Raw genomic sequence first — 11,702 nt, forward strand, 5'->3', positions numbered from 1 at the left:
GAAATGGGGTGATATGGGACATATATATAAGATTGCTATCTCAAAAAAGGGAAACCTGTTGTAGATCTTTATTTTCAGATATCAATTTAAGGGTACGACTGAGGCATGTTCGTCATGTACAAAAATGATAAGGAGTGGTTTTTTGAAGCCTTCAACAAACCGTATGTTAACTCGTATCAAATCAGTCTACATGTTTATTAACGAAAAAGGGACTGTAACAACAAAGGAGCTTGTGGATGAATTTGGAACTACATCACGAACCATTCAGCGTGATTTGAATGTGTTAGCATATAATGATTTGGTTCGCAGCCCTAGCCGAGGAAAATGGACCATCACAAAGAAGAAAGTCAAAATATCGTAGCAACAAAACAAAAGGGGCGCATGAAGAAGGTAGCAAATAACTTCACAATAGAAGGCCTTTTCATACAGATACATATGAAGAAATTAGATTCTAATGAAAAAAAGGGGCTGTTATACCAAACAGCCCCTGCTACTATTCGTATCATTTTTTAATCGCATAACTTCTTGGTCGGTAAGTTCACGATATTCACCAAGTTCAAGCGTTTCGTCGAGTGGCAAGGGCCCCATTTTAATTCGTTTCAAATAGACAACACGCTTCCCTACTGCTTCAAACATTCGCTTAACTTGATGGAATTTCCCCTCTTCGATGACGACTTCGATTTCAGAACGTAGACCACTGCTTATGATTGTGAGAACAGCAGGCATTGTTTCATATCCATCGTCAAGGGTAACTCCGTTTCGAAAAGCTTCAACATCCTCTTCAGTTACCTCACCTTCAATGATAGCTAAATATGTTTTCGGGACATGTTTCCTTGGAGAAAGCAATTGATGAGCAAGCTGCCCATCGTTTGTTAAAAGTAACAACCCTTCCGTATCCTTGTCCAAACGCCCTACTGGAAAAGGCTTGTAAACCGTGTCTTCCATTTCTAACAGATCTAAAACTGTATCATGAAGATTATCCTCAGTTGCCGAAATGACGCCTTGAGGTTTGTTCAACATTAAATAGATAAATTCCTTGTATTCCACCACTTCACCATGAACAGTAACCGTATCACTGTCCACTTTTACATGCTTGCTAGAATCTTTGACCGGTACTCCATTTAATTGTACGGCTCCAGATTTTAATAAGCTTTTTACCTCTTTTCGGCTTCCGAAGCCCCGATTGGCCAGTAATTTATCAATTCGCATGCATTTCCCTCCTTAACCTGTGCGAATACCTATCTTTAAAAGAATAGGCATTTTATTCATTGCACAAACGCCCTCCTAACATACACTACAGTATTACTGTACCTTTAAAAAGAAAAGGAGCGATACCACAATGTATTATTATGATTATGACTATGATTATCGTCAACAACCTTACTACCCTGGATTTCCTGGTGGGGGCGGTGGCGGCAATGTCGATCGTCGTCTAGACCGTCTTGAACGCCAAATTCAAAGGCTAGAAAATCAGATTAATCGTTTAGACCGCCGTGTCGACCGCATTGAGCGCCGTTTAGGCTTTGGTACTTTCCAGGGCTAAATTAAAGAGAACCTTCTAACACCCGGGAATATTTGAATCTCACACAGAATTCAAAAAAAGGCTGTCACTTACTGCACAGCCTTTTTCCTATTTCTAGATAAAAATGCAAATCTATGCCCAAGTAATACTTCTAAAAGGCGTGAACGATAGGCTAGATATAGGTACGTAACAGCACCGACAGCAACTCCTATGATCACAACAAAGACGGACTGGCCTCTTCCATTCTCATAACCAACAATAAATGATAATAACCATTCAACCAACATAATCGCCAATGCCATCAATGTTGCAAAGATAGCCATTAATAGCGTCCTTCTTGCAAACAATGAATAACTATATCCTGCATGTCTGGATATCATCCAGAAGCAATAAGAAATCGCTACTGTGTATCCTAAAGCAGTTGCAAGAATGGAACCAATCTCCCCAAACCAGGTGATAAACAGACTATTAAAACTGATCTTTAGAATGAGTCCCATAAACAAACTCACGACAGCAAATTTCTGCTTATTGATTCCTTGTAAAATAGCTGCTGAAATCGAATAAAACGAAAATAGAATTGCAACCGGTGCGTACCATCTTAGAATTCGACCACCAGCCTCATTCATCTCAAATAACGCATTGAAGGTTGGATACGCTAATACTGATAAACCCACAACTGCAGGTAAAACTAACAGAACACAAATTTGAAATGTCTTATCAATTTGACTTCTTAGTAGGCTAAAATCACCTGATGTAAATGAGTTTGTAATCGTTGGAACTAATGTCAAGCTAAACGCCGTTGCCAAGGATACAGGAATCATAACTAATTTGGGAACCATAAATGTTACATAGGAAAATAAACCTTCAGATATATCTTTATCGACACCGTTTCCCATCATTGTCCGGTTAAAGGTTAGTTGGTCTACGTATTGGTAGAGTGGAATAGATAGCCCCACAAGGACAAATGGTCCAGCGTAGGAGAATAATTCCTTGAACATTTCCTTTGTTGTCATATCTGTTTGCGGTTTACTTTTTGCGAGCATTTCATTTAGGTATGGTTTCCGCTTAATCCAGTACCAAAGGAGGATTCCTAACCCACCTAGTGCTCCAATAAACGCACCAAATGTGGCTAATCCAACTGCGAATACCCTTTCACCGTCCATTACCTTCATCACAATAAAGGTTGCAGACAGGACGAAAAGAATACGAACAATTTGTTCTACAACCTGGGAGACAGCCGTCGGTCCCATTGACTGGTGGCCTTGGAAAAAGCCACGCTGAATACTCATAATTGGGACAACAAGTAAGGCAAAACTCACCATTCGAATCACAAAAGTAACATCTTCAACTGTATTTTTAGCATCTTCTCCACCAAGAACGATTGGTGCAATTATAGGTGCAATTATGTTAAGAATCGTAAAGCCTAATAGACCGGTAAGCCCCATTACGATTAAGCCGGATCGATACATCCTCATTCCTGTATGATAATCACCTAATGAATTATATTTTGAAACAAATTTGGAAACAGCAGCTGGAATTCCTGCTGTAGAAATAAACAGAAAAATGGTATATTGGGCATATCCGTATGAATAAAGGGCAGTACCAATATCTCCAACTAAATAAACGAATGGAAAAACATAAATCATTCCAAGTACTCGAGAAATATATGTAGCAAGGGTTAAGACAAACGTCCCACGCAGTAATTTTGAATTTGAATCTGCCATATTAAATCCCCAATCTATATTTTTGAAGACTAACTAATCAAGTTTATCACATTTATAAAAATTAATAACCTACATTTATATGTCAGTTTCATGACATATTGGCTTCTTTCGCTTTGTCATGTATAGTTTAGACTTGTTGGTTTTGAAATTCAACGTTATTCTAACCACTGTTCCCATGATATGATGTAGATAAGAAAATATGGGAGTGTGGAAAGCCATGAATCATATTATCTTGTTTGATGGCGTTTGTAACTTTTGCAACAGCAGTGTGCAGTTTATCTTGAAAAGAGATTCGAAACAAATGTATCGTTTTGCGTCCCTTCAAAGTGAAGCAGGAAAAGCATTATTGAAAAAACATGGGATTCCTGAGGATATGAATAGTTTCGTATTAATTGAAGGTGAACGTTATTTTACAAAATCAAATGCAGCCCTTAGAATCTGTCGTAATCTTAAGGGGGCCTATCGCTTATTATCTATATGTAGAATTATTCCAACACCAATTCGGGATATATTTTATCATGTAATTGCCAATAATCGTTATAAATGGTTTGGAAAACAGGAAAGCTGTCTGCTTCCACCTCCAGAGGTTCGTAAGCGATTTTTAGACTGACATAAGGAGTGTTCTATTTGCAGTATGATGTAGTAGTAATTGGAGGAGGGCCTTCGGGTTTGATGGCTGCGATAGCCGCAGGTGAGCAAGGGGCGAAGGTTCTTCTTTTAGATAAAGGGAATAAGCTTGGGAGAAAGCTTGCGATTTCGGGTGGAGGGCGCTGTAATGTCACAAACCGGCTTCCAATCGACGAAATCATTAAGCACATTCCGGGGAATGGCCGCTTTTTATATAGTGCATTTTCTGTTTTTAATAATGAGGATATCATTGCTTTCTTTGAAAAGCTAGGGATTCAGCTTAAAGAAGAAGATCATGGCAGGATGTTTCCGACAACGAATAAAGCACAATCAGTCGTTGATGCATTGTTAACTAAACTCAAGGAACTCGATGTACAGATCGAAACTGACACACCTGTTGCTAAGCTTGAATATAAAGATGGACATGTTGCGGGTGTTCATTTAAGAGATGGTGAATATATTGAGGCTAGATGTATTATTGTCGCTGTCGGCGGTAAGTCCGTGCCACAAACAGGATCAACTGGTGACGGATATGCTTGGGCAGAAGCAGCAGGTCATACAATCACGGATCTATTTCCAACTGAAGTTCCAGTCACTTCTGACGAAGAATTCATCAAAAGCAAAACCTTACAAGGTCTAGCACTTCGAGACGTTGCTGTTAGTGTCTTAAATCCAAAAGGTAAAACAGTAATCACCCATCAAATGGACATGCTGTTCACTCATTTTGGAATTTCGGGACCTGCTATTTTGCGCTGCAGCCAGTTTGTTGTAAAAACGATGAAGAAATTTAATGTAGACCGAGTAGTCATGAGTATTGATGCATTACCAACCATGAATGAAGAGGAATTCTTTCAACAGATTATGAAACTAACTAAAGAAGACCCCAAGAAGGCGTTTAAAAATATAGTAAAAGGATTTTTACCCGAACGGTATCTCCTCTTTTTATTAGAGAAAAATGCTATTGACCCACAGGTCACCTATGCAAATTTGTCACATGACAGCATACGTGCGTTTGCTAAAGACTGCAAACAATTTCAGTTCTCGGTCAACGGGACATTGCCGATTGAAAAAGCATTTGTAACAGGTGGTGGGGTTTCTATTAAGGAAATTCACCCAAAGGAAATGGAATCAAAGTTTATGAAGGGGCTCTTTTTCTGTGGAGAAATCCTTGATATTCATGGATATACGGGTGGTTATAATATCACCTCTGCCCTTGTGACAGGGAGATTAGCCGGAGAAAATGCAGGGAAGCTAGCAACTACCTTCTCAAGCTAAAATAGAGCCTAACTCACAAGCAGTTTTGTGGGTTAGGCTCTATAAATGATCATGGCTGAAAAGCAAAAAATTTGTCCATCCTCTTGGTCACATGACACCCCGACCTGAAATTTAACCTCAACAATATCATGTTCATCCACTTTTTCAAAGAATCTATTCATCTTATGCTCTAAATCTTCTTCATGTTCTTCATCAAAAACCTTTACTTTTAACGTCATAAACTCCACCTCCACTACTAGTATTGACAGAGTTTAAGATTGTTAAGCTTATAATCTAGGTTTTTTTATTCTTTTATGGATTATAAATCCTACAACTAACACAATCGCAATGATGGGAAGGTAGAAAACAAGATTTGATTTTCCAATTTCATCTCGTAAATCCACTGTTTTCGTTGGTTCTTTCCCCTGTCCAAGTATAGCTAAATCCTCACCAGCTACAGATAGCAAGGCCGTTCTTTCACAAAAGCCCGTTTCTAATTGGTCGATATCCCCATATGCATATACAAGATATTCCCTATTTACTTCAAATTCAAATCCGCAGCTCGCCCCAGACCTTGCAGTGCTTACGATGATCTGTGAAGTATTGGGTCCTTTCCAGCTTTCATTAACTTCAAATAACACTTGAATTGGATCCGCACTTGATTGGGTGTAAGAAAATTTATTTTCATCTACAAGATCAATGACTTTTCCAGAAAATACAGCCGTTTTTCGATTTAACTCATCCTTTACCGATTCCGGTTGAGCACAAGAACATGCTGATGCTTGACGAGGAAATAGACCAATAAATAGCAGAAAAAGTAACAGCAGGACAAGTAGCCCTTTTATATATTTCAAACTGTCGACCCCCTTTTAGGTATAGTCGAAAATGGGGATGAAAGGTTGCACAGCAGGAATAAATTAGTGTATTTCCTTTTTTTCAAACAAGCCTGTAAATAAGAAGCAGGTAATGAAAGCAACTCCTGAGACCGTGAACGCCATGACAAGACCGATAAATGCCATGAATGTATCATCCCCCGGAATTTGTGGCTTCAGTGTAACAATCATGTAGATGAAAATAAAAGAGAGTATTAAATAAAAACTACTGCCAATAAATCCCCTAAGTAAACGGTCCTTTTTCCCACCGTTCCAAGCATTAAGCACAATTATCCACGCAACCAAACTTATAACTACAGCTCCCACCATAATCAATAGATGAATATAAGGAATCATTAAAAAGCTCAATCCGGAGAGTATTAGAAGAGTCGCGCCAAATAAAAGTCCGTTTAACACAAATAAAAATAACCCGCTCCACCATGGACTTTGGGACCAATGATAGCTTGATAGTTTCTTTACAATTCTGTGATTGGGACCAATCATATGCACAAGCTTGTTTCGATTTATCCCCAAAATAAGTAATAACAATATACCAAGCAATAAAAAAAGTGTCATTTTCTCCTCCTAAATCTTATATCAATTATTTTAGTTAGATTTTAACTCATATTTTATTGTTTATCAATAATTTTTTATTAATTATTAATATTTCCAAACCAAAAAAATAGTGTGAATTCATTTGAGAATCCACACTTAGAAATCTGCTTATCGTTTCGTTTCACCTGTCCAATTCATCATGCCTCCGACCATGTTTCGGACTTTATAGCCTTGGTCATCTAGATATGCACAAACGTTAAAGCTTCTGCCACCAGAGCGGCAAATAATGATATATTCTTTGTCCTTTTCAAAAAAGTCTAGGTTATCTGGAATTTCTCCCATTTTTATATGCTTAGCCCCTGGAATCATGCCCTCAGCAACTTCCTCATCTTCTCTTACGTCAACTAATAAAAGCTTCTCGCCATTCTCTAGCTTTTGTTTCAGTTCATCGGTTGTGATTTCTTCAATCATAGGTCCCATCCTTTCAAAACTTATCTCGACAATTATAACAAAGACAAAATGCGGAATACAATTTTCTGCAACCTCATTTTCCACGTTTTGCAAAACTAGAATTTCTATTTAAAAAGGAGTAAGATAAAACTAGCTTAAAACCAAGGGGGAACTGATGTTGACTTATCCGAATACTGATGAAACAATCCAGTTGATTAAAGAATTAGTTTCAATTCCAAGTCCATCTGGAAATACAAATGAAGTGATTACATTCGTAGAAAAGCTTCTAAAAGAGGCAAATGTCGATACATATAGAAATCGTAAGGGCGGTCTTATCGCGACTATCCCTGGGAAGGATACACATAAGCATCGTATGCTAACAGCCCATGTGGACACATTAGGAGCTATTGTAAAAGAAATTAAACCAAGTGGTCGACTAAAGCTTGATCTCATAGGCGGATTTAAATATAACTCCATTGAAGGTGAATACTGCCGAATTGAGACATCAACAGGCAAATTCTTTACTGGTACCATCCTAATGCATCAGCAATCCGTTCACGTCTATAAAGATGCTGGAAAGGCTGAGCGTAACCAAGACAATATGGAAGTCCGTATTGATGAAAAAGTAAAAAATGCGGATGAGGTTCGCGCACTTGGAATTGAAGTTGGTGACTTTGTTTCCTTCGATCCACGGGTTGAGGTTACACCTAAAGGCTATATTAAATCTCGGCATTTAGACGACAAAGCAAGCGTTGGTATTCTGCTTCAACTGATCAAACAAATCAAAGCAGAAAACATCGAACTCCCATATACAACCCATTTTCTTATTTCGAATAATGAGGAAATCGGCTATGGTGGAAACTCCAATATCACGCCTGAAACTGTGGAATATTTAGCAGTAGACATGGGAGCTATGGGTGATGGGCAATCAACAGACGAGTACACGGTTTCGATTTGTGTAAAAGATGCAAGCGGTCCATACCATTATGCATTCCGTAAAAAGCTTGTCCAGCTTGCTGAAAAACACGAAATCGGCTATAAGCTAGACATCTATCCTTACTACGGGTCTGATGCATCAGCAGCGATTCGTTCAGGACATGATATTATCCACGGATTAATCGGACCTGGAATTGACTCTTCACACGCATTTGAGCGTACACATAAAGATTCAATCGAAAATACAACAAAACTCATTTATCATTATCTTCAATCAGATATGGTTGAGTAAAAATTACTAAAATAAAAGTCCAGGAATGTTGTTATAACATCGTTCCTGGACTTTTTTGGGATGTAAGCTTTACAAACTTCCAAGCTGACGCGCCCTTCTGGATTCCAGATTTATTTGTCCAAATGCTCCACTCATTTGGACTCACTCTTTCCTAAACCCAACTTTTCTGTCAGAATCAGCTCCGCTTTTTGACAGCTTCTTCTCACACTCTAGCATTTTGTCCAAATGCACCACTCTTTTGGACTCACCCTTTTCTAAACCCAACTTTTCTGTCAGAATCAGCTCCGCTTTTTGACAGCTTCTTCTCACATTCTAGTATTTTTGTCCAAATGCATCTCTCATTTTGACTCATTCTTTCCTAAACCCATCTTTCCTGTCAGAATCAGCTCCGCTTTTTGACAGTTTCTTCTCACACTCTAGCACTCTTGTCAAAATACACATGCCTTTTAGACAACTACACCCCAAATCCTTGTTTTATTGTCCAAATCATTTCTATTCAAAAAACAAAAGCCCTCCACTTGGAGGACTTTTGTCTTAATTTGCTACAATATTTACAAGCTTTCCTGGTACCGCAATTACTTTACGGACTGTTTTTCCTTCGATTTGTTCTTTGATTGGGTCAGCCCCCATTGCAATTTGTTCAAGTACTTCTTTTGACGCATCTGCAGGAACTTGAAGCTTCGCTTTTACTTTTCCATTCACTTGAATTACTATTTCAATTTCAGATTCGACTAATTTTGCTTCATCAAATGCTGGCCATGATTCATACGCAATTGAACCTGTATTTCCTAGCTTCTCCCAAAGTTCTTCAGCAATATGTGGTGCAACTGGAGAAAGAAGTTTTACAAATCCTTCAATGAATGACTTTGGTAATTCAGTCGCCTTGTATGCATCATTAATGAAAACCATTAATTGTGAAATCGCAGTGTTAAAGTGCAATGCTTCGTAATCCTCTGTCACCTTTTTCACTGTTTGATGATACACACGCTCAAGTGAAGTATCATTTGAATTAGCTTTTACTTTTGGTGAGATATTGCCATTGTCATCAACAAGTAAGCGCCAAATTCGATCCAAGAAACGACGAGAACCATCAAGTCCATTTGTTGACCAAGCGATTGATGCATCTAGTGGTCCCATGAACATTTCATATAAACGAAGAGTATCGGCTCCATGAGATTCAATAATGTCATCAGGATTTACAACATTTCCTTTTGATTTACTCATTTTTTCATTGCCTTCTCCAAGAATCATCCCTTGGTTGAAAAGCTTTTGGAATGGTTCTTTTGTTGTGACCACGCCAATATCGTATAGGACCTTGTGCCAGAATCTTGCATATAACAAGTGTAACACTGCATGCTCAGCTCCACCGATATAAATATCAACTGGCAACCATTCTTTCAATTTTTCTGGGTCTGCCAGAGCTTCTTCATTATGCGGATCAATATAACGTAAATAGTACCAGCAGCTTCCTGCCCATTGTGGCATAGTGTTGGTCTCACGACGACCCTTTTTACCTGTCTTTTCATCAACCACATTTACCCAATCGGTGATATTCGCAAGTGGTGATTCACCAGTTCCTGAAGGTTTAATTTCCTTCGTTTTTGGAAGCATAAGTGGAAGTTCTTCCTCTGGAACAGTTGTCATGGTGCCATCTTCCCATTGGATGATCGGAATTGGTTCACCCCAATAGCGCTGGCGACTAAATAACCAGTCACGTAATTTATAGGTAATTTCCTTTTTACCAATCTTATTTTCCTCAAGCCATGCAATCATTTTAGAGATCGCTTCTTCTTTATTTAATCCATTTAGAAAATCTGAATTAACATGCTCGCCGTCGCCAGTATATGCTTCCTTGGAAACATCTCCACCAGCTACGACTTCTTTAATCGGTAATTCAAATTTCCTGGCAAATTCATAGTCACGCTCATCATGCGCAGGAACTGCCATAATAGCACCTGTCCCATAGCTCATTAGAACATAATCTGCAATCCAGATTGGCATTTTTTCTTGGTTTACAGGGTTGATGGCATAGGCACCTGTGAATACACCTGTTTTATCTTTTGCTAGGTCTGTACGCTCTAGATCACTTTTACTCTTAATTTTTTCTAAATAAGCATGAACAGCTTCTTTTTGTTCAGGCGTCGTGATTTTATCAACGAATGGGTGCTCAGGAGCAAGTACCGCGTAAGTAGCCCCAAATAAAGTATCAGGACGAGTTGTGAAAACAGTGAATGTATCATCATGTCCATCAATTGTAAAAGTTACATGCGCTCCTTCAGAACGACCAATCCAGTTGCGCTGCATTTCTTTTAAGCTCTCTGGCCAATCAAGCTCTTCTAAATCCTCAAGCAAACGCTCCGCATATGCAGTGATTTTAAGTACCCATTGTCTCATTGGGCGTCTTTCAACAGGATGGCCTCCACGTTCACTTTTTCCATCAATGACTTCTTCATTGGCAAGTACAGTTCCTAAAGCTGGACACCAGTTAACAGGAATTTCATCCACATAGGCTAATCCTTTTTCAAACAGCTTTGTGAAAATCCATTGTGTCCATTTATAATATTTTGGATCTGTTGTATTAATTTCACGATCCCAATCATATGAAAATCCGAGTTCTTTAATTTGACGTCGGAAGGTATTGATATTTTTTTCGGTGAATTCCGCAGGATCATTACCGGTATCTAAGGCATATTGCTCAGCTGGTAATCCGAATGCATCCCATCCCATTGGGTGTAGTACATTATACCCTTGCATTCGCTTCATTCTTGCTAAAATATCAGTAGCAGTATAGCCTTCTGGGTGACCTACATGTAGTCCAGCACCAGATGGATATGGAAACATATCAAGCGCATAAAATTTACGCTTCCCTTTGTCTTCAGTTGTCTTAAATGTTTTGTTTTGTTCCCAATATTGTTGCCACTTTTTCTCGATCTTTTGGTGATTAAAACTCATAAGACTTCCTCCTTAAATAATCCTAAAAACCTATAAAAAACAAAAAACCTCTAATCCCAAAAGGGACGAGAGGATATGTATTCTTCCCGCGGTACCACCCACATTAGTGACAAATTGTGCACTCACTTCATTCATCCTTAACGCGGACTTAGACGATAAGCACTAGTTTACACTTGGCATTTCATGCTTATTGCTCAAAGGCGAGTTCATGTTCATCAACGATTGACTTGCACCACCCGTCAACTCTCTAACACGTGTGTAGAACATTACTACTCCTTCTCAACGCTTCATAATTATTGATTATAATCAGTATTGTATAGAATTTGTGCAAGAACTGCAAGTAAAATAGGAAAAATTGGGCTTTTCCCCCACCATTATTCCCAAATATTGATTATCTAAACATATTCAATTAACACAAAAAATGTGAAAGATTATTGTCTAAATCAGCCTCAAAAAAGCGGTTTAAACCCTTACCACTATTGGAAAGTTGCTTATATGTTCACTATTTCACAAACTGT

The 11,702-nt window shown here is 38.5% G+C and carries 12 protein-coding genes and 1 other annotated feature; of the genes, 5 read left to right on the top strand and 7 right to left on the bottom strand.

Features of this window, described 5'->3' with window-relative positions; all coding sequences use genetic code 11:
- Positions 1–142 precede the first annotated feature (142 nt).
- Positions 143–361 (top strand): DeoR family transcriptional regulator, encoded by a 219-nt coding sequence (locus V7138_RS03880; RefSeq protein ID WP_335394446.1) that lies wholly within the window; start codon positions 143–145, stop codon positions 359–361.
- 110 nt (positions 362–471) lie between these two features.
- On the opposite strand, the gene V7138_RS03885 is transcribed toward V7138_RS03880, so the two are convergent.
- On the bottom strand, positions 472–1,209 hold the full coding sequence (locus tag V7138_RS03885) for a pseudouridine synthase (RefSeq protein WP_335394447.1): 738 nt from the start codon (positions 1,207–1,209) through the stop codon (positions 472–474).
- A 130-nt stretch (positions 1,210–1,339) separates the two neighbouring features.
- Here V7138_RS03885 and V7138_RS03890 point away from each other — a divergent pair, with 130 nt between their 5' ends.
- Positions 1,340–1,543, top strand: a complete 204-nt coding sequence (locus tag V7138_RS03890; RefSeq protein WP_335394448.1) for a hypothetical protein — start codon at positions 1,340–1,342, stop codon at positions 1,541–1,543.
- 68 nt (positions 1,544–1,611) lie between these two features.
- Here V7138_RS03890 and V7138_RS03895 read toward each other — a convergent pair whose 3' ends face one another.
- Positions 1,612–3,246, bottom strand: a complete 1,635-nt coding sequence (locus tag V7138_RS03895) for a putative polysaccharide biosynthesis protein (protein ID WP_335394449.1) — start codon at positions 3,244–3,246, stop codon at positions 1,612–1,614.
- Positions 3,247–3,463: 217 nt separating this feature from the next.
- Between V7138_RS03895 and V7138_RS03900 the strand changes: the two genes are divergently transcribed.
- The gene (locus V7138_RS03900) at positions 3,464–3,856 is read left to right on the top strand and encodes a thiol-disulfide oxidoreductase DCC family protein (protein WP_335394450.1); all 393 of its coding nucleotides are present in this window, start codon (positions 3,464–3,466) and stop codon (positions 3,854–3,856) included.
- A gap of 17 nt (positions 3,857–3,873) precedes the next feature.
- Positions 3,874–5,148, top strand: a complete 1,275-nt coding sequence (locus V7138_RS03905) for an NAD(P)/FAD-dependent oxidoreductase (RefSeq protein WP_335394451.1) — start codon at positions 3,874–3,876, stop codon at positions 5,146–5,148.
- A gap of 32 nt (positions 5,149–5,180) precedes the next feature.
- Here V7138_RS03905 and V7138_RS03910 read toward each other — a convergent pair whose 3' ends face one another.
- The 4 genes from V7138_RS03910 to V7138_RS03925 all read right to left on the bottom strand — a co-directional run bounded on the left by V7138_RS03910 (position 5,181) and on the right by V7138_RS03925 (position 7,025).
- Complete coding sequence (locus tag V7138_RS03910) at positions 5,181–5,366, bottom strand: sporulation protein Cse60 (RefSeq protein WP_335394452.1); 186 nt, start codon at positions 5,364–5,366, stop codon at positions 5,181–5,183.
- 48 nt (positions 5,367–5,414) lie between these two features.
- Positions 5,415–5,981 carry a hypothetical protein gene (locus tag V7138_RS03915; RefSeq protein WP_335394453.1) on the bottom strand — a complete coding sequence of 189 codons (567 nt, stop codon included), beginning with the start codon at positions 5,979–5,981 and terminating at the stop codon, positions 5,415–5,417.
- Positions 5,982–6,044: 63 nt separating this feature from the next.
- Positions 6,045–6,575 (bottom strand): hypothetical protein, encoded by a 531-nt coding sequence (locus V7138_RS03920; RefSeq protein ID WP_335394454.1) that lies wholly within the window; start codon positions 6,573–6,575, stop codon positions 6,045–6,047.
- 147 nt (positions 6,576–6,722) lie between these two features.
- A complete protein-coding gene (locus tag V7138_RS03925) occupies positions 6,723–7,025 on the bottom strand; it encodes a rhodanese-like domain-containing protein (protein ID WP_335394455.1) in 303 nt (100 codons plus the stop codon).
- Between the two features lie 154 nt (positions 7,026–7,179).
- Here V7138_RS03925 and V7138_RS03930 point away from each other — a divergent pair, with 154 nt between their 5' ends.
- Positions 7,180–8,232, top strand: a complete 1,053-nt coding sequence (locus V7138_RS03930; protein WP_335394456.1) for a M42 family metallopeptidase — start codon at positions 7,180–7,182, stop codon at positions 8,230–8,232.
- A 534-nt stretch (positions 8,233–8,766) separates the two neighbouring features.
- Here the strand turns inward: V7138_RS03930 and leuS are convergent.
- The gene (gene leuS, locus V7138_RS03935; RefSeq protein WP_335394457.1) at positions 8,767–11,184 is read right to left on the bottom strand and encodes a leucine--tRNA ligase; all 2,418 of its coding nucleotides are present in this window, start codon (positions 11,182–11,184) and stop codon (positions 8,767–8,769) included.
- A 58-nt stretch (positions 11,185–11,242) separates the two neighbouring features.
- Positions 11,243–11,476, bottom strand: a binding site (T-box leader).
- Positions 11,477–11,702: the final 226 nt, after the last annotated feature.

The sequence above is a fragment of the Bacillus sp. JJ1533 genome (assembly GCF_036965045.1).
In the GTDB taxonomy this organism is placed as follows: domain Bacteria; phylum Bacillota; class Bacilli; order Bacillales; family Bacillaceae_L; genus Ferdinandcohnia.

What these genes read in the sequence shown, in the direction of transcription:
- V7138_RS03885 (WP_335394447.1), bottom strand. Translation starts at nt 1,209, where the DNA reads ATGCGAATTGATAAATTACTGGCCAATCGGGGCTTCGGAAGCCGAAAA.
- V7138_RS03890 (WP_335394448.1), top strand. Translation starts at nt 1,340, where the DNA reads ATGTATTATTATGATTATGACTATGATTATCGTCAACAACCTTACTAC.
- V7138_RS03895 (WP_335394449.1), bottom strand. Translation starts at nt 3,246, where the DNA reads ATGGCAGATTCAAATTCAAAATTACTGCGTGGGACGTTTGTCTTAACC.
- V7138_RS03900 (WP_335394450.1), top strand. Translation starts at nt 3,464, where the DNA reads ATGAATCATATTATCTTGTTTGATGGCGTTTGTAACTTTTGCAACAGC.
- V7138_RS03910 (WP_335394452.1), bottom strand. Translation starts at nt 5,366, where the DNA reads ATGACGTTAAAAGTAAAGGTTTTTGATGAAGAACATGAAGAAGATTTA.
- V7138_RS03920 (WP_335394454.1), bottom strand. Translation starts at nt 6,575, where the DNA reads ATGACACTTTTTTTATTGCTTGGTATATTGTTATTACTTATTTTGGGG.
- V7138_RS03925 (WP_335394455.1), bottom strand. Translation starts at nt 7,025, where the DNA reads ATGATTGAAGAAATCACAACCGATGAACTGAAACAAAAGCTAGAGAAT.
- V7138_RS03930 (WP_335394456.1), top strand. Translation starts at nt 7,180, where the DNA reads ATGTTGACTTATCCGAATACTGATGAAACAATCCAGTTGATTAAAGAA.
- leuS (WP_335394457.1), bottom strand. Translation starts at nt 11,184, where the DNA reads ATGAGTTTTAATCACCAAAAGATCGAGAAAAAGTGGCAACAATATTGG.